The sequence below is a fragment of the Streptomyces sp. NPDC002536 genome (assembly GCF_053594995.1).
Genome location: NZ_JBSFWU010000065.1, coordinates 1 through 22830 on the forward strand (window position 1 = coordinate 1; position 22830 = coordinate 22830).

Sequence of the window (22830 nt, forward strand, 5' to 3'; positions counted from 1 at the left end):
CGTGTGCTCTACCAATCTCCCGTTGTGGCTGGTCGCGCCCACGCGGCGGAGCCGCTGGGGGTACCTCCCAGCGGTAGCTGGGGGAGAAACCGCCCCGCGCCCCGTTGGGGCGCGTCGGCTGGGGCGAGATCAGCTCGGGCGCTCGAAGTCGATCGAGCTGTAGGCGCGCAGCTTCGACAGCCGGTGCTCGGACTCGATCAGCCGGATCGTGCCGGACTTGGAGCGCATCACCAGCGACTGCGTGGTCGCGGTCTCCGCGCGGTAGCGGACGCCGCGCAGCAGCTCGCCGTCGGTGATGCCGGTGGCGACGAAGAACACGTTCTCCCCGCTGACCAGGTCCTCGGTGTGCAGGACGCGGTCCAGGTCGTGCCCGGCGTCGAGCGCGCGCTGCCGCTCCTCGTCGTCCTTCGGCCACAGCTTGGCCTGGATGGTGCCGCCGAGGCACTTCATCGCACAGGCCGCGATGATGCCCTCCGGGGTGCCGCCGACGCCCAGCAGCAGGTCCACGCCCGTGCCTTCGCGCGCGGCCATGATGGCGCCGGCCACGTCGCCGTCGGCGATGAACTTGATGCGGGCGCCCGCCTCGCGGATCTCCTTGACGATGCCCTCGTGGCGGGGGCGGTCCAGGACGACGACGGTGACGTCCTCGGGGGAGGAGCGCTTCGCTTTCGCGATGCGGCGAATGTTGACGCCGACCGGGGCGTTGATGTCGACGAAGTCGGCCGCCTCGGGGCCGGTGACGAGCTTGTCCATGTAGAAGACCGCGGACGGGTCGAACATGGTGCCCCGCTCGGCGACGGCCATCACGGAGACCGCGTTGGCCATGCCCTTGGCGGTGAGCGTCGTGCCGTCCACCGGGTCCACGGCGACGTCGCACTCCGCGCCCGTCCCGTCGCCCACGCGCTCGCCGTTGTAGAGCATCGGGGCGTTGTCCTTCTCGCCCTCGCCGATGACGACGACGCCGTCCATCGAGACGGTGTGGATCAGCGCCCGCATGGCCCGCACGGCCGCGCCGTCGGCACCGTTCTTGTCGCCGCGGCCGACCCAGCGGCCCGAGGCCATGGCCCCGGCCTCGGTGACCCGGACGAGCTCCAGCGCAAGGTTCCTGTCGGGTGCCTCGGGGCTGACCTCGAGCTGGGACGGCAGGTGATGATCGGTCATCGGGCGGACCTTTCTGTACGGCGGCGGCCGTGGGTGAGGGTGCTCATGACTTTATCTGTTGATTGCGAGAATGAGCAGGGCCCCCCACGCATGAGCAGCGTCAAGGCCTGTTTCGCGGCATGCCGGGCCACCTGCGTAAAGATCGGCAGAGGCATGGGGGACGATGGGGGACGTGGCAGGCAGAGACGGCAAGAAGCAGAAGATCCGCAACATGGTGCTGTCCATGGCGGTCGTGATACCGGTGGCGTGGTTGAGCTACCTGTTCATCCCGCACGACGCCGGGAAGAACCCGGTGCGGACGATCGGCTACCAGGTGGAGCTGAACGCGGCCCGGCGCGCCGCGCCGTACGCGGTGGCCGGGCCCGAGGGGCTCGGCGAGGGCTGGCGCGCGACGTCGGTCCGCTACGAGCCGCAGAGCAAGATGGGCTCCGTGTGGCACCTGGGCTTCCTCGACCCGCAGACGGAGTACGTGGGGGTCGAGCAGAGCAACGGTTCGCCTGCCGTCTTCGTCGACGATGCCACCCAGCAGGCCGGGAAGACCGACAGGACCGTGCAGGCGGGCGGCCTCACCTGGCAGCGCTACGAGGGCTCGAAGTACAACGCCCTGGTGCACGAGGGGAACGGGGTGACGACGGTGGTCACCGGTACCGCGTCGTGGGAGCGGCTGACGGAGATGGCCGCCGCGCTCAAGGCGGAGAAGGCGGCGGCGCCTGCGGCGGCTCCGTCGGCGTCGCCGGCGGGCTGACACACGCAGCTGAAACACGCAGAGGGCCGGGCGCCGCAACGGCGCCCGGCCCTCTGTCGTGCTGTCGTGCGACTCAGACGGTCGTCACGGCCTGGTCGAAGTCCAGGCGCGGGCCGCGCGGGCGGTAGGCGTCCTCGGCCGGGCGGCCGATGTTGACGATCATCAGCGGCGTGTGGTCGTCGTCCAGGAACTCCTTCTGCACGGCCGCGGCGTCGTAGCCGGTCATCGGGCCGGCGGCCAGGCCGGCGGCGCGCAGGCCGAGGATGAAGTACCCCGCCTGCAGGGCGCCGTTGAGCGTGGCGGACGACTCGCGGGCCGCGCGCTCGGCGAAGAAGAGGTCCTTGGCCTGCGGGAAGGCCGGGAAGAGGGCCGGCAGCTCCTCGTGGAACTCGTTGTCCGCGGCGAGGATCGCGACCAGCGGGGCGGCGCCGGTCTTGGCCCGGTTGCCCTCGGACATGAGGGGGACCAGGCGCTCGCGGGCCTCCGTGGAGCGGACCAGGACCACGCGCAGCGGGGACTGGTTGAAGGCGGTCGGAGCGAGCTTGATCAGGTCGTAGACGGCCTGCATCTGCTCGTCGGTGACGGGCTCCTCGGTGAACGCGTTGGCCGTGTGGGCCGCGCGGAAGAGAAGGTCCTGGGCGGCCTTGTCGAGGGCGAGGGTCATGGGGGGACACCACCTGTCGCGTGGGGTTTTCAAGCTGGCGACAGCCACTCTAGGCGCAAAGTGTATTAACTTTCAACTAAATGTGGAGGGAGTCACTCCGCGCCCCCCGTCGCCCCCCTGGCCGTCAGTCCTCGCCGGCCCCCTCCTCCTCCCGGGCCAGCGCCGCGTCCAGCCGCGCCCGGGCGCCGTCCAGCCAGCGGCGGCACACCTTCGCCAGCTCCTCGCCGCGCTCCCACAGCGCGAGCGACTCCTCCAGCGTCGTACCGCCCGCCTCCAGGCGGCGCACCACCTCGATCAGCTCGTCCCGCGCCTGCTCGTAGCCCAGCGCCGCCTCTGCCTCTGCCTCCGTTGCCATGCGCACCAGCCTAGGCCGGGGGGCCGACAACGGCCCGCACCGTGAACCCGCCCTCCGCGACCCGCGCCCGCAGCTCCTCGTCCGCCGTGACCTCGTCCGCCGTGCGCACCACGGAGCCGTCGGCGTGCTGCAGCACCGCATAGCCGCGGCGCAGCGTCGCGGCGGGGGACAGCGAGACCACCCGGGCCAGGGTGTGCGTCAGCTCCGAGTCCGCCCGGTCCAGCAGGTGGCCCAGGGTGCGGCGGGCCCGGCCCTCGAGCGCGGCGATCTGCTCCTCGCGCTCGTCCACCATCCGCTGCGGACGTTCCATGGACGGGCGCGCCAGAGCCGCCGCCAGGCCGCGCTCCTCGCGGTCCAGCAGCCCCGTCACACAGCGCAGGGCGCGCTCGCGCAGGTGCTGCACGCGCGCGAGCTCCTCGCCCACGTCCGGCACGACCCGCTTCGCCGCGTCCGTCGGCGTGGAGGCCCGCAGGTCGGCCACCAGGTCCAGCAGTGGGGTGTCCGGTTCGTGCCCGATCGCCGACACGACGGGCGTGCGGCACGCGGACACCACGCGGATCAGCTGCTCGTCGGAGAACGGCAGCAGATCCTCCACACTGCCGCCGCCGCGGGCCACGACGATCACGTCCACCTCGGGCAGCGCGTCCAGCTCCTGCACCGCCTCGATGACGCGCGGCACCGCGTGCACGCCCTGCACCGGGACGTTGCGCACCTCGAAACGCACGGCGGGCCAGCGGTGCCGGGCGTTCTCCAGCACATCGCGCTCGGCGGCGGAGGCGCGGCCGCAGACCAGCCCGATCAGCTGCGGCAGGAACGGCAGCGGCCGCTTGCGCTCCGCCGCGAACAGCCCTTCCGCGGCAAGGGACTTCTTCAGCTGCTCCAGCCGCGCCAGCAGCTCCCCGACCCCCACGGGCCTGATCTCGGCGGCCCGCAACGACAGTTGGCCGCGCGGGGCGTACCACTCGGGCTTGGCGTGCACCACGACGCGGGCGCCCTCGGTGACGACGTCGGCGACGCGGTCGAAGACGGCGCGGTAGCAGGTGACCGAGAGGGAGACGTCGTGCGAGGGGTCGCGCAGCGTCAGGAACACGACGCCGGCGCCGGGGCGCCGGGACAGCTGGGTGATCTGCCCCTCCACCCAGACGGCACCGAGCCGGTCGATCCACCCGCCGACGAGCCGGCTCACCTCACTGACGGGGAGCGGCGCTTCGGGGGACGTGGTTGCAGCCATGCGGTCGAGCCTAGCGGCGGGCTGTGACGGGGCAGGGGGTTGCGGTCACCCCGGCGAGGAACGCCGGAAGATCTCGGCGCCCAGCACGCCCAGTCCGGCCGCCAGCCAGAGACCGCCCACCACCTGGGCGGTCCCGGCCGCGCGGGCGATCACCACGATCACCACGGCCAAGCCGGCGAGCGGCACCACCACATGCCGCGCCAAGCGCGAGCGCTTCCGCACCGCGAACCACCCCAGCACCGAAAGGTGCAGCAGCCCGAACGCCACCAGCGCCCCCACGTCCACCACGGACACCAGCCGGTCCAGCCCGTCGTCCCGTCGCGCCGCCCACACGGCGGCGCACAGCGTCACGACCGCCGAGCCCAGCACGGCCGGCCGCGGCACCCCGGACCCCCGGTCCACCTTCGCCAGAAGGGCCGGAAGCCGCCGGTCCCGCGCCATGGCGAACAGCAGCCGCCCGGCCGCCGCCTGCCCGGCCAGCGCGGCGAACGCCGCACCGACCGCCTTGCTCGCGGCCACCAGGTCGTGCAGCCACGTACCCGCCGCCGCATCGACCGTGTCGTAGAACGCCGCCCCCTGGCGGACCGGCTTCGCCGCCAGCTCCTGCGGTGACATCGGTGCGAGCAGCGCGGCCAGGTACGCCTGCAGGACGAACAGCACACCCGCCACCGCCAGACACGTCAGCACCGCCCGCGCGACCTTCTCGCTCCCCCCGGCCGACTCCTCCGCGAACGCGGCGATCGCGTCGAAGCCCAGGTACGACAGCACCGCCACCGACACGGCGGCCAGCACCGCGTTCCAGGAGAACCCGCCCACCCCGCTGAGCGGGGACAGCCAGTCGCGCCGGGGCCCGTGTTCCGCGAGCGCCACGCACGCCGCGACCACGAAGACGAGCAGCACCGCGATCTCCATGGCCAGCACCAGGAAGCCGACCCGTGCGGCGGCCCGCACGCCCCACAGGTTCAGTGCGGTCGTCACGACCACCGCGATCGCCGTCCACACCCACTGCGGGACGGACGGGACGAGCGCGTGCAGCGCGATCCCCGAGAAGAGGTAGGCCACCGCCGGGATCAGCAGGTAGTCCAGCATCGCCATCCACCCGGCGATGAACCCCGCGCCCTCGCCGAGCCCCACGCGCGCGTACGCGTAGACCGACCCCGCCTTGGGGGCGACCCGCACCATCTGCGCGTACGAGAAGGCCGTGAACCCCATCGCGACCGTCGCCACGACGTAGACCAGCGCGACCGCCCCGTGCGACTTGGCGTCCAGCGTGCCGAAGACGCCGACGGGCGCCATGGGGGCGATGAACAGCAGCCCGTAGACGACGAGATCCCGGAAGCCGAGCGCCCGGCGGAGTCCTCCGGTGCCGGTGCCGGAGGCGGGAGAGGCAGGTGCAGGTGTTGGGGGCATGCGGGCTGTCCCTTCACCGTGAGCAGGGTGAACAGTTGAACGTTCCTGTGAACGTTCCTCGTCGGAAACGGTCCTGATCGTCACGTTTCCTTGGTCATCGTCCCCCAGCCGCGCCCGGCGCGCTGTCGGTGCCGCCCCGTACGATGGACGCCATGACCACTCCCACTGCCCGCAAGGTCCTGCTCGCCGCCCCCCGTGGCTACTGCGCGGGCGTGGACCGCGCCGTGATCGCCGTCGAGAAGGCGCTGGAGCAGTACGGTGCCCCCGTCTACGTGCGCCACGAGATCGTCCACAACAAGTACGTCGTGAAGACGCTCGAGAAGAAGGGCGCGATCTTCGTCGAGGAGACGGCGGAGGTGCCCGAGGGCAACATCGTCATCTTCTCGGCGCACGGCGTCGCGCCCGTGGTCCACGAGGAGGCCGCGCGCGGCAGGCTGGCGACGATCGACGCCACGTGCCCGCTGGTCACCAAGGTCCACAAGGAGGCCGTCCGGTTCGCCAATGAGGACTACGACATCCTCCTCATCGGTCACGAGGGCCACGAGGAGGTCATCGGCACCAGCGGCGAGGCGCCCGACCACATCACCCTGGTCGACGGCCCGGAGGACGTGGCGAACGTCGAGGTCCGCGACCCGGACAGGGTCGTCTGGCTGTCCCAGACCACGCTGTCCGTCGACGAGACGATGGAGACGGTCGACGCCCTCAAGGGCCGCTTCCCCAACCTCCTCTCGCCGCCCAGCGACGACATCTGCTACGCCACGCAGAACCGCCAGACCGCGGTCAAGCAGATGGGCGCCGACGCCGACCTGGTGATCGTCGTGGGCTCGAAGAACTCCTCCAACTCCGTCCGCCTCGTCGAGGTCGCCCTCGGCGCCGGCGCGCGCGACGCGCACCTGGTGGACTACGCCGAGGAGCTCGACGAGGCCTGGCTGGAGGGCGTGGGCACGGTCGGCGTGACCTCGGGCGCCTCGGTGCCGGAGATCCTCGTCGAGGGCGTCCTGGAGTGGCTCGCGCAGCGCGGCTTCGGGGACGTCGAGGTGATCACCGCGGCCGAGGAGTCCATCACCTTCTCCCTCCCCAAGGAGCTCCGCCGCGACCTGCGCGCGGAGGCCGCGGAAAAGGTGCAGCCGTCCGAGGGGTGACGGCGCCCGCCGCCCCGTAGCGTGGTCGGCATGAACGTATTCGGCGTGGACATCGGCGGATCGGGCATCAAGGGCGCGCCGGTCGACCTGGCGCGCGGCGAGGTGACGGCGGAGCGCTTCAAGGTGCTCACGCCGCACCCGGCCACCCCGGACGCGGTCGCGGACGGCGTCGCGGAGGTGCTGCGGCACTTCGGCGGGGTGCGGGGCCCCGTCGGCGCGACCTTCCCGGGCGTCGTCGTCGGCGGTACGACCCGGACGGCGGCCAATGTCGACAAGGGCTGGATCGGCATGGACGCGGCCGGCCTGCTCGGCGATCGCCTGGGCGCGCCGGTCACCCTGCTCAACGACGCGGACGCGGCCGGCCTGGCCGAGATGTCCTTCGGCGCCGGACGCGGCCGCAAGGGCACCGTCGTCGTGCTCACTTTCGGCACCGGCATCGGCAGCGCCGTCTTCACCGGCGGCCGGCTGGTGCCCAACACCGAGCTGGGCCACCTGGAGCTCAAGGGCCACGACGCGGAGACCCGCGCCTCGTCCCGTGCCAAGGAGGACGGCGGGCTGACCTGGGAACGCTGGGCCCGCCGGGTGCAGAAGTACCTCGCACACGTGGAGATGCTCTTCTCGCCCGAACTCTTCGTCATCGGCGGCGGCGTCAGCCGCAAGGCCGACAGGTTCCTGCCGCTGATCGAGGGGATCAGCGCCGAGATCGTTCCTGCTGCCCTGGAGAACAACGCGGGGATCGTGGGGGCCGCGATGGCCGCTTCCGCTGCTGGTGCCGTTCCCGCCGCCGCAGCCTGATCAGCGCGACCCGCCGGTAGAGCCCGATGAGCGCGGCGAGCAGAGTGCCCGCGTAGAGCCAGCCGGCCTGCAGCGACAGCACGGTGACCAGGCCCATGATCCGGGCGCCGAGGCCGCCGCCGCTGCTGCTGCTGATCGGCAGCGCGCCGACCGCGAAGGCGATCGGCGCGCTCACCGGCGCCGTCAGCACCTCGGCCGGGCGCACCCACAGGGCGCAGCCCGCGCAGGCGAGCAGGAAGCACACGCCGTAGACGGCGGGCGAGCCGTCCAGCGTCATGGCGTCGAGCTTGCCGGCCGCCAGCATCACCAGCGCGGTGAGCAGCCCGCTGCCGAGGCCCGTCAGGCGGGCCGGGGGCAGCTGGTCCAGGCGGCGCGGCCGTAGCGGCCGGGTGCGGCCCGGCAGCCGCCGGGCCCGGAAGACCGAGCTGCTCTCGCCCGGTCCCACGGGGGCGGCGGGGCGGGGCACCGGTGTGTCGCGGCGGACCTTGCGCTGGGGGGTACGCGTGCTGGGTTGCTCCACGCGACCAAAGTAGGTCGGGGGACCGCGGGAACCCCGGATGGGACACGCCCTTTGACCCCCCTTGGCCGTGCGTTCGGCCGATCACCCGGACGGGGCCGGGGCGCGGCGCGGACCCGTAGACTGGGGGACCGGCCCGTCCGGGCCGCGGACCCTTTACACCATTCCCGTACCGGCGCCCCGCCACGGGAATCTCGCTACGGGAAGTTACGGGAAGTCGTCACGTGTCGCTCACGATCGGAATCGTCGGTCTGCCCAATGTCGGCAAGTCGACCCTGTTCAACGCCCTGACCAAGAACGACGTGCTGGCGGCCAACTACCCGTTCGCCACCATCGAGCCCAACGTCGGCGTCGTCGGCGTCCCGGACGCGCGGCTCACCAAGCTGGCGGAGATCTTCGGCTCGCAGAAGATCCTCCCCGCCACGGTCGACTTCGTCGACATCGCCGGCATCGTCCGCGGTGCCTCCGAGGGCGAGGGCCTGGGCAACAAGTTCCTGGCGAACATCCGTGAGTCCGACGCGATCTGCCAGGTCATCCGCGCGTTCAAGGACGAGAACGTCGTCCACGTCGACGGCAAGGTCTCGCCCAAGGACGACATCGAGACCATCAACACCGAGCTGATCCTCGCCGACCTGCAGACCATCGAGAAGGTCCTGCCGCGTCTGGTGAAGGAGTCGCGGATCAAGAAGGACGTGGCCCCGAAGGTCAAGGCCGTCGAGGAGGTCAAGGCGATCCTGGAGGAGGGGAACACCCTGTTCTCCGCCGGCATCGTCCAGGGCACCGAGAAGGCCGAGATCCTGCACGACCTGCACCTGCTGACGGTCAAGCCCTTCCTGTACGTCTTCAACGTCGACGAGGACGAGCTGGCCGACGACGCCTTCAAGGACGAGCAGCGCGCCCTGGTGGCCCCCGCCGAGGCCATCTTCCTCAACGCCAAGCTGGAGGCCGACCTGGCCGAGCTGGACGACGAGGAGGCCCTGGAGCTCCTCCAGTCCGTCGGCCAGGAGGAGCCCGGCCTGGCCACCCTGGCCCGCGTCGGCTTCGAGACCCTGGGCCTGCAGACCTACCTGACGGCCGGTCCCAAGGAGTCCCGCGCCTGGACGATCAAGAAGGGCGCCACGGCCCCCGAGGCGGCCGGTGTCATCCACACCGACTTCCAGAAGGGCTTCATCAAGGCCGAGGTCATCTCCTTCGCCGACCTGGTCGAGACCGGCTCCGTCGCCGAGGCCCGCGCGGCCGGCAAGGCCCGCATGGAGGGCAAGGAGTACGTGATGGCCGACGGGGACGTGGTGGAGTTCCGGTTCAATGTGTAGCGGCTGACATATCACCACGTCACTGATCTGGCAAACATGCAGGTCAGAGAGGGTCCGACTCTTCGGGGTCGGGCCCTTGGTTTTTTCCCGTACTGGGATGGTGCTGGGATAGCTGACCTCTCGTCACCTGTCGTCATCCCTGGTCATCCGTGCCGTGCTGGGATTGTGCTGGGACGTGGATGCGCTGCCGGTGCTGGGTTGCACTCCGGTGGCTGGCCGAACCGTAGGACCGTGGCTGCTGGCTCTGGCAAAGTGGTCGGCACCGCTAGACGATTCTCGTGAGGAACTTGTGAGCACGCTCGGTAGTTTCATTTGGTCAATCGCTGACCAGCTTCGGGGCCCCTATCGCCCCAACCAGTACGGGACGGTGGTCCTCCCGTTCACGATCCTGCGGCGGCTCGACTGCGTGCTAGAGCCGGATCGTGAGGTGGTACGGGAGCTGGCATCGAAGTTCGAGAACCCGAACCGGCTCAAGGTCGAGGTCAAGAAGGCCACAGGACGGACCTTCTACAACACCTCCAACTACTCGTTCGCGAACCTGCTGGCCGACGCGGACGGGCTGGCGGACAACCTGGCCGACTACATCGACCGGTTCTCCAGCGATGTGGACGTGTTCGAGTACTTCGACTTCAAGAAGGAGATCCTGGCTCTGGAGAAGGCTGGGCTCCTACGCGAGATCGTCAAGTCTTTCGGCAAGGTCGACCTTCACCCCGATGTGGTGTCGAACGCCGACATGGGTGACGCCTTCGAATACATCATCCGCAAGTTCAACGAGGCAGCGAACGAGACCTCCGGCGACCATTACACGCCGCGCGATGCGATCCGGCTGCTGGTCGACCTGCTCTTTGCGGAGAAGGATGTCGACCTCACCGAAGGCGGCATCATCCGATCGCTGTACGACCCCACCGCCGGCACCGGCGGCATGCTCTCCCTGGCAGAGGAGCACCTGCTCGCAGGGAACCCCGACGCGAAGCTGGGCCTGTACGGCCAGGAGTACAACCCGCAGTCGTACGCCATCTGCAAGTCCGACCTGCTCGCCAAGGGCCACGACGCGAGCAACATTGCCTTCGGTAACACGCTCACCGACGACGCCTTCAAGGGCCGCCAGTTCGACTACTGCATGTCCAATCCGCCCTACGGCGTGGACTGGAAGCAGTACGCCAAGGCGGTCAAGGAGGAGCGAGACTCCGCCGGCCCCTACGGCCGCTTCGCACCGGGCCTCCCCGCGACTTCCGACGGACAGATGCTCTTCCTGCTTCACCTAGCCCACAAGATGCGCGCACCCGAGGACGGTGGCGGCCGCGTCGGCATCGTCATGAACGGCTCTCCGCTCTTCAACGGCGCCGCCGAATCCGGCCCTTCCAACATCCGCCGGTGGCTACTGGAGAACGACCTCGTCGAGGCAATCGTCGCCCTGCCGACCAACATGTTCTTCAACACGGGCATCGCCACCTACATCTGGATCCTGGACAACACCAAGCACCCCGACCGCCAGGGCAAGGTGCAACTGATCGACGGCACGTCGTTCTGGACCAAGATGCGCAAGAACCTCGGTGCCAAGGGACGCGAGATCAGCGACGCCGACCGCGCCAAGGCCCTGCGGCTGTACGACGACTTCGAGGACGCCGATCCCGAGCTCTCCAAGGTGCTGCGCAACGACGAGTTCGGCTACTGGACGGTCACCGTCGAGCGCCCCCTGCTGGACGAGGGCGGGAACCCTGTCGTCAACCGCAAGGGTGACCCGAAGCCCGATTCAAAGAAGCGTGACACAGAGAACGTGCCCTTTACCTACGGCGGCTCGACCGCCGGCGCGGCAGCAGAGCGCGAAGTCATCCAGGCGTACTTCGATGCGGAGGTGAAGCCGCACGTTCCCGACGCCTGGATCGACTGGGCCAAGACCAAGACGGGGTACGAGATCCCGTTCACGAGGCACTTCTACAAGTACGTTCCGCCTCGTCCACTCGCGGAGATCGACGCCGACCTGGAGAAGCAGGTCGCTAAGATCCTCGATCTGCTGCGGGAGGTTGAGGGATGACACTAGCGCAGCTTGATCTTGAGCAGGCTTGGGTCGGCAACGTCCCATCCCGCTGGCGCTGGAGCAGAAACAAAGAACTCCTGGCAGAGTCACTGTCTGTCTCGTCCGAAGGCGCAGAGGAACTTCTCAGTGTGTCGCACCTGACCGGGATCACCCCGAGGTCAGAGAAGAACGTGACGATGACTGCAGCGGAGAGCCTCGATGGCTACCGCCTCGTGGACGCGGGCGATCTCGTCATCAACACGATGTGGGCGTGGATGGGGGCGCTCGGCGTCTCGAAGCAGGCAGGCATCGTGAGCCCCGCGTACGGTGTGTACAAGCCGCGTCCGAACGCAGCCTTCTGCCCGGATTATTACGACTACCTCTACCGATCGACCCCGTACGTGATGGAGATGACTCGCCTCTCCCGCGGCATCTGGTCGTCGCGCCTTCGGATCTACCCCGACGTCTTCCTCAGCATGGCGATCCCAGTGCCGCCGCTGGAAGAACAGCGAGCCATCGCCGACTACCTCGACCGCGAGACGTCCCGCATCGACACCCTCATCGAAGAGCAGCAGCGCCTGATCGAGGTGCTCAGAGAGCGGCAAGCGGCGGCGATCTCGGGCGCAGTGGCGCGAGGTCTTGATGAGGGCGTTGCGCTCAAGGATTCCGGACTTCCCGGAGCTGGACCAGTGCCAGGGCACTGGGACGTCGTGCCCCTCCGCTACACGATCACGTTTCAGGAGGGGCCAGGCATCATGGCTGCAGACTTCCGCGATGACGGCATCCCGCTCCTGAGGGTCAGCTCAGTGCGCACGGCTCAATCGACGCTTGAGGGTTGCAACTACCTCGACCCAAACGAGGTCGATCGGCGGTGGTCACATTTCCGGGTCGATCTTGGTGATCTGCTCATCAGTGCAAGCGCAAGTATGGGGACTGTTTCCGAAGTTACTGAGGAAACCGCGGGGGCGGTCCCCTACACAGGGATCATTCGGATCAAGCCTGGGCGCATGTGCAAGGAATTCATTCGGTGGTTCGTAGTCTCGGGCGAGTTTACTGACCAGGTTGATTCACTCAAGACAGGATCGACGATCCAGCACTTCGGCCCAACCCACCTCGCTCAGATGAGGGTTGCGTTGCCACCTTTCGATGAACAGCTCCGGATCGCTTCCTATCTCGACGGGGAGGTAGCGAAGATTGGCAGGCTCATCGCCGAGTCGGAGCGGCTCATTGAGCTCTCTAGGGAACGGCGCGATGCGTTGATCACGGCGGCCGTGACAGGTCAGATCGACGTACGAGAGGCGGCGTGATGGCCGACCACAACGAGGCGGTCTTCGAGAAGGAGATCTGCGAGTACCTCGAGGCGCGCGGCTGGCTGTACTCGGTGAACGACCACGACGGGGGCGAGTACGACCGCGAGCGAGCGCTGTTCCCGGCGGATCTGTTCGAGTGGCTGAAGGCGACCCAGAAGCCGGCCTACGAGAAGGCACTGAAGGCGGCGGGCTCGCAGGCCAAGTTCCTGGACGTGCTCACCGCAGCTTTGGACAAGCCGCTTGAGCATGGCGGCGGGACGCTTAACATCCTGCGCAACGGGGTTCAGTACATCGGTGGCGGCCGGTTGAAGATGGCGCAGTTCCGCCCCGAAACCTCTCTCAACGCGACCACCGTGTCGCACTACGAGGCGATGCGGGTGCGGGTTGTGCGGCAGGTGCACTTTTCGACTGCCGACCAGCGCACCATCGATCTGGTGTTCTTCATCAACGGGCTCCCGGTGGCCACGGTGGAGCTGAAGACCGACTTCACCCAGTCGCTGGACGAGGCGATCAACCAGTACAAGCACGACCGTAAACCGCTGACGAACGGGCGCCCGGAGCCGCTGCTGTCGTTTGGTCACCGTGCGCTGGTGCACTTCGCGGTCTCCAACGGCCTGGCGGCCATGACCACGAAGCTGGAGGGGGACAAGACCCACTTCCTTCCGTTCAACATCGGCTTCGACAGCGGTGCCGGCAACCCGCCTGGTGCGGACGGCGGGTCGGCGACGAAGTACCTATGGGAACGCGTCTGGGAGAAGCACGCTTGGCTGAACATCATCGGGCGGCTGATGATCGTGCAGACCAAGGAGGAGTGGGACGTCACCACCGGCACCTCGGTGCGGCGCACGAGCATGCTCTTCCCGCGCTTCCACCAGTGGGAGGCCGTCACGAGCATTGTTGCCGCTGTGAAGGAAGAGGGTGTCGGGCACCGGTACTTGATCGAGCACTCGGCCGGGTCAGGTAAGACGAACACCATCGCTTGGACCGCCCACGGGCTGGCCCGACTGCATGATGCCGACGACAAGAAGGTCTTCGACTCCGTCATCGTGGTCGTGGACCGTACCGTGCTCGACTCCCAGCTGCAGGATGCGATTCGGCAGATCGACGGGAACAAGAAGATCGTAGCGACGATCAGTCCCGAGGACGTCCGTAAGGCTGGCGCGAAGTCGAAGTCGGGTCTACTGGCGCAGGCGTTGAAAAGCGGCGAGCTCATCATCGCTGTGACGGTGCAGACCTTCCCGTATGCGCTGGAGGAGATCCGGACCGACACCGGCCTGAAGGGCAAGCGGTTCGCCGTGATCGCTGATGAGGCGCACTCCTCACAGTCGGGGCAGATTTCCTCGAAGCTGAAGCAGGTGCTGACGGCCGAGGAGATCAAGGAGATCGAGGAGGGCGGCGAGGTCGATGTGGAGTCGGTACTGGCCTCGGAGATGACCGAGCGTGCCGAGTCGGAGAACATCTCCTACCTCGCCTTCACCGCGACGCCGAAGAGCAAGACCCTCGAGCTGTTCGGCCGCAAGGGACCCGATGGCAAGCCGCGCGAGTTCCACCTGTACTCGATGAAGCAGGCGATCGAGGAGGGCTACATCCTCGACGTCCTCAAGGGCTACCAGCACTACGACACCGCGTTGAAGATCGCCGGCAAGGCCGAGAGCGGTGACGGGAATAAGGAGGTCGAGGAGGCTACAGCCCGCAAGGGGCTGATGAGGTGGGTGCAGCTCCACCCGACGAACGTCAGCCAGAAGGTACAGATCATCGTCGAGCACTTCCACGCCAACGTCGCCTACCTCCTCGAAGGGAAGGCGAAGGCGATGGTGGTCACCGGCTCACGAAAGTCCGCGGTGAAGTACAAGCTGGCGATAGATTCCTACATCGCCAAACGCCGCGCCGAGGACGCCTCGTACAACTACCGCACCCTGGTTGCCTTCTCGGGCGGGGTGACGATGCCCGAGGACGAGACCTGGCACAGCAACTGGGGCCCGCAGCCGTCGGAGGACGACGAGTTCACCGAGGCCAATATGAACCCCGGCGCCGGAGCTGACCTGGCAGCCGCGTTCAAAGGCGACACCTACAAGGTCATGCTGGTCGCTAACAAGTTCCAGACAGGCTTCGACCAGCCCCTGCTCTCGGCGATGTACATCGACAAGAAGCTGCCAGGGGTCACCGCGGTGCAGACGCTCTCACGGCTCAACCGCACCCACCGCACCGCAGGCGGGGAGCAGAAGCGCAAGACGTTCGTCATCGACTTCGCCAACAAGCCCGCGGACATCAAGACAGCCTTCGAGCCGTACTTCAAGAACGCGACTTTGGAGACCGAGACCGACCCGTACGTCGTCGTCCACCTGGCTAACAAGCTTGCCCAGGCCGGGATCTACACCGAGGATGACGTCCGCAAGGTCGCCGAACTGTGGGTGACACGGAAGGGCAACAATGCTCTCTCGGCAGCGATCAGCCCGGCGCAGCACGATTTCCGGCGCCGCTACGCGCGGGCGATCGAGGAGGAAGACCAGGTAAAGCTCCAGGAGCTCGACCTGTTCCGGAAGGACGTCTCCACCTACGTACGGCTCTACGACTTCATGTCCCAGATCGTTGACTACGGCGATCCCTACATGGAGATGCTCTCGATCTTCCTGCGCCTGCTGGAGAAAGTGATTGCCGAGTCCGCTTGGGCAGCCGACGTGGACCTCTCCGACGTGGTGTTGGTTGGGGTCAATCACACCAAGGCGATCCCGGTCGACATCTCACTCGTGGGTGACGGGCAGCTGAAGGGCATCAGCGCCGCCGGTACGGGAGCGAAGAAGGATCCGAAGTACGTCGCGCTTCAGGTCGTCATAGACAAGATGAACGACCTCTTCGGCGCCGAAACGTTCGCTGCTTCCCAGATCAGGGAGTTTGTACAGGGCCTCTTGCAACTGCTGCTCGCTGACCCGAACCTGGTCCAGCAAACTAAGGTGAACTCTAAGAAGCAGTTCCTGGAGTCACAGGACTTCCAAGCCGCCGTCACGGAGGCAGTCGCAGACAACCAGGACGCCCACAATACGATGGCTGACTACTTCTTCACCGACGGGCCGGCGATCAACTCGATCATCGTGGCCCTCGCGGATGCCTTCTACGAAGCAGCGGTCGCCCCCTATGCAGTCGCCGGCAGCGTGGTTGATGTTGACGTGGCACCTCCGGCGCTTTCGGCACCGCCACGCTGCCGAGCGCATCTGACGCTCTTGGACGACAACCCCAGTGTGGGGACTCCAGTACACGTGACACTGAAGCTGGTCGCTGAGTCCCGGCATCCTTGGGCCCGCCCGGGTGAGCGGCCCGCGCTGGACATCGTGGCCGTGCCGTTGAGTGGCGCGGAGGTTGCACCAGCCACAATGGCGTACCACCCTGGAGACGCCGAATCCGAGCCGTTCCGCTTCACGGCCCTGGAGCCCGGTACACACCGGATCCGGTTCACCCTGGTGCATCACGACACAGGCACCGTCTTGCAGCAGGTGGAGTCCGACCTGTCCATCACGGAGACGAAGCCCAGTGGGCCGGGGAATAGACAGCTGCGGCCACGCACGGGGAGGGCCTGACCGATGCCCCGTGAATTGACCACCCGCATTGTGCAGGACCCCAGCGACGGCTTCCGCTTCCTGCCGCACCTGACGACGGCAGCTCCCGACCTCCTCGTCAGCTTCGACGTCCTCGGCGGGGGTCGGATCCGGGCGCGGATGTCAGGATCGGCCGTTCCGGCACTCCACGGCACCGAACATAAGGTTGACCTGCATGCCCGGCCCGATGAGGTCCATGGGGTGGCGGCCCGGCTCCGTGCCCGATGGAAATCGGAGTTCGTTGACTTCCAGCCAGTCGACGATCTGGGTCGGTCTGTACAGGGTCGATGGCGCCCGTACGCAACGTCTGCGGACCTCAGGGCCGAACCTGAGGAGGAGCTGCGCCGGGTAGTGGCCGATCTGGCTCGAAGCGGGGAATCACTGCTGTTTAGCACTCTGCTGCGCGGTGACGACGAACCGACCAAGATATTCCGCAACTCCCTGCGTTCGGCCTTGTCCCAGGAGGGGCTGCGGGTACGGTTCGACTCCGATCTCCATCTGCCCTGGCCCTTGCTGTGCACAACCGAAGATTCCACCGTGCCTGCAACCTTGGAGGTTCTCTTCACTTGCTTCCTCGGCTATCGGCATCAGATCGAGCACACCGGTGATGCCTACGCGTGGATCGGGCCGCCCGGAGCAGCCCACGAGCGGCCCTCGGTCAGCCTGAACCACGACGTCCGCGTGGGCAGCGCCACCCGTGCGGATGAAGTCGCGAAGGCACTGACGGCGGGCACGGAGTACACCGTACGAACGACTTATGAGGAACTCGTCCGCGATCTGGGGAAGCCCGAGCTGGACGAGCAGTTGATGTACTTCTGGTGCCACGGAGAGTTCGTCGGCAACCTTCCCGAACCCCCGACCCTGGTCATCAAGCTCACCGACGGCACCCCCTTCGACGGCCACACCGTACGCGAGCTAAGGGCGAACTACCGGCACGGTTGTTTCCGACCGCTTGTCCTACTCAACGCCTGCCACACCGGAGTCTCCGCGGCGAGTGCGGACCGAGCGTTCCTTGGGAGCATGTTCATCGAGCACGGTGCGCAGGGTGTGCTCGGGCCGCAGATCGCGATGCCGCAGGCGTTTGCTGCCGAGTACGCGCTCGAGTTCGTCACGCGCTACTTGCGCGGGGAGGCGACCGCTGGCCAGATCACTCATGAGTTGGCCCGGGACTTCGCTGCCCGATACCGAAATCCCCTGGGGTTCGCCTACGGTCTGCATTGCGGCATGGATGCTCGTCTGGAGCGGACAAGTGGAGGCGAGGCGTGAGCCGTGTCGGCACGGTCGAGGTCGTTGACCTGGATGCAACGGGCTGGCTGCTCGACGCCGACACAGGTGAGCCTGTGCCCGAGGCCTGGCTGCGCCAGTACTTCGCGGAGCGCCTCGCCCCGCCCGCCTGGGCGACGGACATAGTCGTCTATGTCCACGGTTGGCAGACCTCGCCCGATTCCGCCTACCGCACCGCTGAGCGGCTGTTGTCTCTGACGCACGACGTCTTTGCGACAGCCCCGGCCCAGTATCCGGCCCTAGCGGGCAAGGGCTTCAGCCCATGGTGTGTCGTCGTACGCTGGCCATCATCCAGCCTGGTCACCCCCACCGGCTACCGCAGGATCCGGGACCGGGCGCACGCGATGGGTGCACGCGACGGAGGAGGCCACGCCGCCCACATCCTGGGCCGGCTCCTCGGCTATCTGGACGCCGAGCGCGCTGACCCTGGAGCAGCGCCCGTGCTCGCCAACCGAGACGGTCAGTACCTCCACCTCGTCGGGCACTCCTTCGGCTGCCGCTTCCTGTGCGAGGCGGTCCAATGGTCGGCAGACGCCCGCCTTGATGACACACTCGGCTGGAGCGTGACGGACCACCCGCCATCCCGCCCGTTCACCGCCGACAGCATGCTGCTATTCCAGATGGCCGCAAGCCGGGATGCGTTCCTCTCCCTCTTTCCGAACATCCTGCCGAGCGAGGCGCATGACGGCGCTCCGCTGAGGGGCCCCGTCGTCGCCACTTACTCGCGTCACGACCGGGCGACGGGGTTCTGGCACCTGCGGGCCGAGAAGCAACCCGGCATCGGACACTCCGGAATTGGTCCGGCCCCAGCGCCCATGTTCACCACACCCCTGTTGCCACTCGACGAGCGGTATCCGCACTCCGCGCTCGACCACCGTTTCGTCAACATCGACGCCTCCGACGTGTACGTTCGCGGGCGCCACCTCAATCCGGCAGGTGCCCATTCCGATCACGTGCGCGCTGAGTCGGCACACCTGCTACTCACCCTCGCGGACTACTCGCGCTGAGTAGACGGTCCAAGATCCCCATCGCCAGAGGAGCTGCACCGTCGCGCAACTCGTGTACGCCGCCACCGCTCATCCGCTATGTCTCGCGCAGCCGACCGTGGCACCGCTCACTGAACCTTGACCCTCCCGGGCCCTTCAAAATGACCCCACGGGGTTCGTTGCTACCTGTTCATGCACCCCAGCGGAGCCGACCTCGAGGTACTGGCCGGCCTCGTCGACAAGGGCACCCTCAAGACCGTCACCGACCGCGTCTTCCCCTTCGAGTAGATCCGCCGACGCCTTCGCCTACCTGGAACAGGGGCACGCCAAGGGCAAGGTCGTCGTCCAGATGTCACAATCAGCAGGTGGATTCAAGCTGAGTGAACGCCGAGGTCAGACCTCCTTGATCTGTACACGGTCGCCGCACAGTTTCGACCAGTCGTCGCGGTCCGAGGTCAGCACGAGCACGGGTGCCGGGGAGCGAAGAGCCATCGCGGCGGCGAGGGCGTCGATGGCGTACTTGTGGCCGTGCAGGCCGCCGGCGTCGCTCAGGAGCTGCACCGCGGTGAGGCTGTCCGCCTGGGTGACGTCCTGGACCTGAAGGCGGGAGAGAAGCCAGCGCAGCCGGGCGGTGTCCGTCTTCCCGTAGACGGCTTCCACCACTGTCAGGGCCGACACGAGGACGGGCACGCCTACGCGCCGGGCGGCCTCGATCCGGGTGATCATCTGGCGGTCGTTGCGCAGGAGCAGCGACAGTGCCTGGGAGTCCAGAACCAGGGACCTCGCGGCGGGTTCCTTCATGCGGCGCTGTCGCCGGACGCGTACGGAGCCGGTGCGTCACCGAACAGTTCGTGCTGCGCGGCCTGGATCTCGGCCTCGCTCAGCGGTTCGTGCTCGGCTTCGTAGGCGGCCACGATCTCGGCGAGGCCGTCCATCGCGAGTTGATGCCGGACCGCCGCGGTCACGTACGCGGACACGCCGCGCTTGCCGGTGCGGGTCCGCAGGGCACCGAGGAGTTCCGAGGGCATCGAGACGGAGATGTTCTCCGTGCCGCCGGGGCGGGGTGACTTCATAGGGGCCAGTCTAGTACAGGAACTATTACATCGGGTGAGATGCTGCGCGGCCCGCATCCGGCGGCGTAGTCTCGGCGCCACTGGATCTTCTTGTACTTTGTCGCGGCTCCCGTGCTGGGATGGTGCTGGGATGCGCCCGCATAACCGCAGGTCAGGCCGGTTGTGGTGGAGTTCCGGTTCAACGTCTGACGGCCGCACAGCCGCATGAGGGCCGGACCTTCGGGTCCGGCCCTTTCGCGTTCCTGACTCCCCGTGACCACTGCGCGCGCTGCATCGATGCAGAAGTGCTCCCGGTGCGTGCTTCCCGCATGTGCCGCTGCTTCTCAACTACGCACCGCCGACCTGCAATTCACCACATCCGGTGATTCGTTGGCCTAGAGTTGCGCTCCGCAACCGACGGTTGCCAAGCTGTTGCGGACTGTCAACCCCTTGGGAGTGGACGTGGCATTCGGTGACCAGCCCGCATATCTCCGTGTGGCCGGCGATCTGCGCCAGAAGATCGTGGCGGGCGAGCTGCCGCCGCACACCCGGCTCCCCTCCCAGGCGAGGATCCGGGAGCAGTACGGCGTCTCGGACACGGTGGCCCTGGAGGCCCGCAAGGTCCTGATGGCCGAGGGCCTGGTCGAGGGGCGTTCCGGGTCCGGGACGTACGTCCGCGAGCAGCCCGTGCCGCGGGCCGTGGTGCGCACGGGCTACCGCGCGCTGGGCGACTCGACGCCCTTCCGCCAGGAGCAGGCCGACGAGCGGGTCGGCGGCACCTGGGAGTCGCGCAGCGAGCAGGGCATGGCGGACGCGGCCATTGCGCGGCGGCTGCGGATCACCCCCGGGGACCGCGTGATGCGCACGCACTACCTGTTCCGCTCCGCCGGTGAGCCCGTGATGCTCTCCACCTCCTGGGAGCCTCTGACGGTCACTGGCCGTACACCCGTGATGCTCCCCGAGGAGGGTCCGCTGGCGGGCCGCGGTGTGGTCGAGCGGATGGCCGCCATCGACCTGGTCGTGGACAACGTCACCGAGGAGGTGGGCGCCCGGCCGGGTCTCGCGGAGGAGACGCTGGCGCTCGGCGGGGTGCCCGGGCACTGCGTTCTGGTGGTCTCGCGGACGTACTTCGCGGGCGGCTGTCCGGTCGAGACAGCGGATGTCGTGATGCTCGCCGAGCGCTATCGCGTCGCCTATCACCTCCCGGTGAAGTAGCCGTGACGTGCACATGAACTGACTTCGCAGTCAGGTTCCGGGGCTCCGGAAACCCCTTGTCATGGTCCGTACCAGCGGGTAGGAACGGGCCCTTCTGTCCCGGTTCGCCCCGGTGTGGAAGAGCCTCTTCCGGTGTTGCAAAACTCACAGACGCCCAGGTCAGAGCCATTTTGCGGAACCAACTCGGCGAAATCGCTCGTACGATGGCGCGGTTTGTGTCCTGCCGTGGGGGAGTAAGAAAGAAAAGGAGATCCGGGGCGTTGAGTACCGAAGCGGGTTCGCACTCCAATTACCGCCGGACGCTTGGTCCGGTGGCCCTGACGGCCATCGGCCTCGGGTCGATCATCGGTTCCGGCTGGCTCTTCGGCGCCCAGCGCGCCGCGGCCATCGCCGGTCCTGCGGCGATCCTCGCCTGGGTCATCGGAGCGGCCGTCGCACTGACCATTGCGCTCACCTACAGTGAGCTGGGCGCGATGTTCCCGAAGGCCGGCGGCATGGTCCGCTACGGCCAGCTCTCGCACGGCTCGCTCGCCGGCTACCTGGCGGCCTGGGCCAACTGGATCGCGATCGTCTCCGTCATTCCCGGCGAGGCGACCGCCTCCGTGCAGTACATGAGCTCCTGGAAGTGGGACTGGGCCAAGTCCCTCTACGACGGCAAGGAGCTGACCGGCAGCGGTGTCGCGCTGGCCTCCGTGCTGCTGCTCTTCTACTTCTTCCTCAACTGGTTCGCGATCACCCTGTTCGCGAAGACCAACAACGCGATCACGATCTTCAAGGTCGTCGTCCCCGCGCTCACCGCGGGCGCGCTGATGATGTCGCACTTCGACACGCACAACATCGAGTCGGCCGGCGGCTTCACCCCGAACGGCTGGAGCTCGGTCTTCACCGCGGTCGCGCTCTCCGGCATCGTCTGGGCGTTCAACGGCTTCCAGTCCCCGCTGAACATGGCCGGCGAGGCCCGCAACCCGGGCAAGTCGCTGCCGAAGGCCGTCATCGGCTCGATCCTCATCGCGCTGGTGATCTACATCGCGCTGCAGGTCGCCTTCCTGATGGCCGTCCCGTCCTCCGACCTGGCCCAGCACGGCTGGTCCGGGCTCGGCACGATCTACAAGTCGCCGCTGGCCGACCTGGCCATCGCCTGGGGCCTGAACTGGCTCGCGATCGTGCTCTACGCGGATGCCTTCATCTCCCCGTCCGGCACCGGCATGATCTACGCCGCCACCACCTCCCGGATGGTCCAGGGCGTCCAGGAGAACGGTCACCTGCCCGGCGTCTTCGGCAAGGTCGACAAGAAGACCGGCGTCCCGCGCCCGGCCCTGCTGCTCAACCTGGGTGTCGCCTTCATCTTCCTGGCGGTCTTCCGCGGCTGGGGCTCGCTCGCCGAGATCGTCTCGGTCGCGACCGTCATCTCGTACATCACCGGCCCCGTCGCCGTGATGTCGCTGCGCCGCATCGCCCCGGACATCAAGCGCCCGGTCATGCTGCGCGCGATGCCCGTCATCGCGCCCGTCGCGATGACCTTCGGCTCCCTGGTGCTCTACTGGGCCCGCTGGCCGCTCACGGGCAAGGTCATCCTGATCATGGCCGTCGGCCTGCCGATCTGGGCCTGGTACGAGCTGCGCAAGCCGTGGGCCGAGCTCAAGCCGCACCTGCAGGCCGGCGTCTGGATGGTCGCCTACCTGCTCGTGATGGCCGCGGTCTCCTGGGCCGGCGGCTCCGAGTTCGGCGGCAAGGGCTACCTCGCGCCTGGCTGGGACATCGCGGTCGTCGTCGTGATCGCCCTCGCCTTCTACGTGTGGGGCGTGCGCAGCGCGTGGCGCAACCCCACGCTTGTGGAGACCGAGAAGGAGATGCTCGTCGCCGAGCAGGCCGAGGCGGCCGCCGAGGCGGAGACCGAGAAGGTCAAGTAAGCACGCATGCGGCCACCCTCGGTGGCCAAATGCGTACCTCTTCGTGAAAACCCGTATCCGCTGCGTAAAGGTCGGGCGTACGCTCGGGCATATGCGGACTGCGGTTTCTTCGGGAGGCGCCGAAGGGCGTGCG

At 67.8% G+C, this 22830-nt stretch carries 19 protein-coding genes; 11 read left to right on the forward strand and 8 right to left on the reverse strand.

Annotation, left to right across the window (positions count from 1 at the left end; genetic code table 11):
* Nucleotides 1-129: 129 nt before the first annotated feature.
* Nucleotides 130-1161: a class II fructose-bisphosphatase gene (gene glpX, locus ACWD4B_RS22830; RefSeq protein WP_451422464.1), complete on the reverse strand. Its 1032-nt coding sequence runs from the start codon at nt 1159-1161 to the stop codon at nt 130-132.
* 163 nt (nt 1162-1324) lie between these two features.
* Here glpX and ACWD4B_RS22835 point away from each other — a divergent pair, with 163 nt between their 5' ends.
* On the forward strand, nt 1325-1906 hold the full coding sequence (locus tag ACWD4B_RS22835; RefSeq protein WP_451422465.1) for a DUF4245 domain-containing protein: 582 nt from the start codon (nt 1325-1327) through the stop codon (nt 1904-1906).
* 73 nt (nt 1907-1979) lie between these two features.
* Here the strand turns inward: ACWD4B_RS22835 and ACWD4B_RS22840 are convergent, their stop codons facing one another.
* The 4 genes from ACWD4B_RS22840 to ACWD4B_RS22855 form a co-directional block, all read right to left on the reverse strand.
* Nucleotides 1980-2570, reverse strand: coding sequence for a malonic semialdehyde reductase (locus tag ACWD4B_RS22840; RefSeq protein ID WP_451422466.1), 591 nt, complete (start codon nt 2568-2570; stop codon nt 1980-1982).
* A gap of 124 nt (nt 2571-2694) precedes the next feature.
* A complete protein-coding gene (locus tag ACWD4B_RS22845; protein ID WP_451422467.1) occupies nt 2695-2925 on the reverse strand; it encodes an exodeoxyribonuclease VII small subunit in 231 nt (76 codons plus the stop codon).
* Between the two features lie 10 nt (nt 2926-2935).
* A complete protein-coding gene (gene xseA / locus ACWD4B_RS22850; protein WP_451422468.1) occupies nt 2936-4156 on the reverse strand; it encodes an exodeoxyribonuclease VII large subunit in 1221 nt (406 codons plus the stop codon).
* A 45-nt stretch (nt 4157-4201) separates the two neighbouring features.
* Nucleotides 4202-5566 carry an APC family permease gene (locus ACWD4B_RS22855; protein ID WP_451422469.1) on the reverse strand — a complete coding sequence of 455 codons (1365 nt, stop codon included), beginning with the start codon at nt 5564-5566 and terminating at the stop codon, nt 4202-4204.
* 152 nt (nt 5567-5718) lie between these two features.
* Between ACWD4B_RS22855 and ACWD4B_RS22860 the strand changes: the two genes are divergently transcribed.
* Both ACWD4B_RS22860 and ppgK read left to right on the forward strand, forming a co-directional pair.
* Nucleotides 5719-6708 carry a 4-hydroxy-3-methylbut-2-enyl diphosphate reductase gene (locus tag ACWD4B_RS22860; RefSeq protein ID WP_451422470.1) on the forward strand — a complete coding sequence of 330 codons (990 nt, stop codon included), beginning with the start codon at nt 5719-5721 and terminating at the stop codon, nt 6706-6708.
* Between the two features lie 30 nt (nt 6709-6738).
* Nucleotides 6739-7503 (forward strand): polyphosphate--glucose phosphotransferase, encoded by a 765-nt coding sequence (gene ppgK / locus ACWD4B_RS22865; protein ID WP_451422471.1) that lies wholly within the window; start codon nt 6739-6741, stop codon nt 7501-7503.
* Here the strand turns inward: ppgK and ACWD4B_RS22870 are convergent.
* Complete coding sequence (locus ACWD4B_RS22870) at nt 7400-8023, reverse strand: DUF6542 domain-containing protein (RefSeq protein ID WP_451422472.1); 624 nt, start codon at nt 8021-8023, stop codon at nt 7400-7402. The genes ppgK and ACWD4B_RS22870 overlap by 104 nt on opposite strands.
* 221 nt (nt 8024-8244) lie before the next feature.
* On the opposite strand from ACWD4B_RS22870, the gene ychF reads away from it, so the two are divergent.
* The 6 genes from ychF (at nt 8245) to ACWD4B_RS22900 (ending at nt 18541) form a co-directional block, all read left to right on the forward strand.
* Nucleotides 8245-9333: a redox-regulated ATPase YchF gene (ychF, locus tag ACWD4B_RS22875; protein WP_451422473.1), complete on the forward strand. Its 1089-nt coding sequence runs from the start codon at nt 8245-8247 to the stop codon at nt 9331-9333.
* A 289-nt stretch (nt 9334-9622) separates the two neighbouring features.
* Complete coding sequence (locus tag ACWD4B_RS22880; RefSeq protein ID WP_451422474.1) at nt 9623-11368, forward strand: N-6 DNA methylase; 1746 nt, start codon at nt 9623-9625, stop codon at nt 11366-11368.
* Nucleotides 11365-12657 (forward strand): restriction endonuclease subunit S, encoded by a 1293-nt coding sequence (locus tag ACWD4B_RS22885; protein WP_451422475.1) that lies wholly within the window; start codon nt 11365-11367, stop codon nt 12655-12657. The genes ACWD4B_RS22880 and ACWD4B_RS22885 overlap by 4 nt, the downstream gene beginning before the upstream one ends.
* Nucleotides 12657-16232, forward strand: coding sequence for a type I restriction endonuclease subunit R (locus tag ACWD4B_RS22890; protein WP_451422476.1), 3576 nt, complete (start codon nt 12657-12659; stop codon nt 16230-16232). Before ACWD4B_RS22885 ends, ACWD4B_RS22890 begins: the two co-directional genes overlap by 1 nt.
* 3 nt (nt 16233-16235) lie before the next feature.
* Nucleotides 16236-17516: a CHAT domain-containing protein gene (locus ACWD4B_RS22895; RefSeq protein WP_451422477.1), complete on the forward strand. Its 1281-nt coding sequence runs from the start codon at nt 16236-16238 to the stop codon at nt 17514-17516.
* Nucleotides 17513-18541 carry a hypothetical protein gene (locus ACWD4B_RS22900; protein ID WP_451422478.1) on the forward strand — a complete coding sequence of 343 codons (1029 nt, stop codon included), beginning with the start codon at nt 17513-17515 and terminating at the stop codon, nt 18539-18541. The genes ACWD4B_RS22895 and ACWD4B_RS22900 overlap by 4 nt, the downstream gene beginning before the upstream one ends.
* Nucleotides 18542-18913: 372 nt before the next feature.
* On the opposite strand, the gene ACWD4B_RS22905 is transcribed toward ACWD4B_RS22900, so the two are convergent.
* The gene (locus ACWD4B_RS22905; protein WP_451422479.1) at nt 18914-19321 is read right to left on the reverse strand and encodes a PIN domain-containing protein; all 408 of its coding nucleotides are present in this window, start codon (nt 19319-19321) and stop codon (nt 18914-18916) included.
* Nucleotides 19318-19593, reverse strand: coding sequence for a hypothetical protein (locus tag ACWD4B_RS22910; RefSeq protein WP_187818016.1), 276 nt, complete (start codon nt 19591-19593; stop codon nt 19318-19320). Before ACWD4B_RS22910 ends, ACWD4B_RS22905 begins: the two co-directional genes overlap by 4 nt.
* 441 nt (nt 19594-20034) lie before the next feature.
* Here ACWD4B_RS22910 and ACWD4B_RS22915 point away from each other — a divergent pair, with 441 nt between their 5' ends.
* Together ACWD4B_RS22915 and ACWD4B_RS22920 are read left to right on the forward strand one after the other, a co-directional pair.
* A complete protein-coding gene (locus tag ACWD4B_RS22915; RefSeq protein WP_390776319.1) occupies nt 20035-20787 on the forward strand; it encodes a GntR family transcriptional regulator in 753 nt (250 codons plus the stop codon).
* 260 nt (nt 20788-21047) lie between these two features.
* Nucleotides 21048-22697, forward strand: coding sequence for an APC family permease (locus tag ACWD4B_RS22920; RefSeq protein ID WP_451422480.1), 1650 nt, complete (start codon nt 21048-21050; stop codon nt 22695-22697).
* The last annotated feature ends 133 nt before the right edge of the window (nt 22698-22830 follow it).

Coding starts and splice junctions, on each gene's coding strand:
- glpX (WP_451422464.1), bottom strand. CDS start 1,161: ATGACCGATCATCACCTGCCGTCCCAGCTCGAGGTCAGCCCCGAGGCA.
- ACWD4B_RS22835 (WP_451422465.1), top strand. CDS start 1,325: ATGGGGGACGTGGCAGGCAGAGACGGCAAGAAGCAGAAGATCCGCAAC.
- ACWD4B_RS22840 (WP_451422466.1), bottom strand. CDS start 2,570: ATGACCCTCGCCCTCGACAAGGCCGCCCAGGACCTTCTCTTCCGCGCG.
- ACWD4B_RS22845 (WP_451422467.1), bottom strand. CDS start 2,925: ATGGCAACGGAGGCAGAGGCAGAGGCGGCGCTGGGCTACGAGCAGGCG.
- xseA (WP_451422468.1), bottom strand. CDS start 4,156: ATGGCTGCAACCACGTCCCCCGAAGCGCCGCTCCCCGTCAGTGAGGTG.
- ACWD4B_RS22855 (WP_451422469.1), bottom strand. CDS start 5,566: ATGCCCCCAACACCTGCACCTGCCTCTCCCGCCTCCGGCACCGGCACC.
- ACWD4B_RS22860 (WP_451422470.1), top strand. CDS start 5,719: ATGACCACTCCCACTGCCCGCAAGGTCCTGCTCGCCGCCCCCCGTGGC.
- ppgK (WP_451422471.1), top strand. CDS start 6,739: ATGAACGTATTCGGCGTGGACATCGGCGGATCGGGCATCAAGGGCGCG.
- ACWD4B_RS22885 (WP_451422475.1), top strand. CDS start 11,365: ATGACACTAGCGCAGCTTGATCTTGAGCAGGCTTGGGTCGGCAACGTC.
- ACWD4B_RS22890 (WP_451422476.1), top strand. CDS start 12,657: ATGGCCGACCACAACGAGGCGGTCTTCGAGAAGGAGATCTGCGAGTAC.
- ACWD4B_RS22895 (WP_451422477.1), top strand. CDS start 16,236: ATGCCCCGTGAATTGACCACCCGCATTGTGCAGGACCCCAGCGACGGC.
- ACWD4B_RS22905 (WP_451422479.1), bottom strand. CDS start 19,321: ATGAAGGAACCCGCCGCGAGGTCCCTGGTTCTGGACTCCCAGGCACTG.
- ACWD4B_RS22910 (WP_187818016.1), bottom strand. CDS start 19,593: ATGAAGTCACCCCGCCCCGGCGGCACGGAGAACATCTCCGTCTCGATG.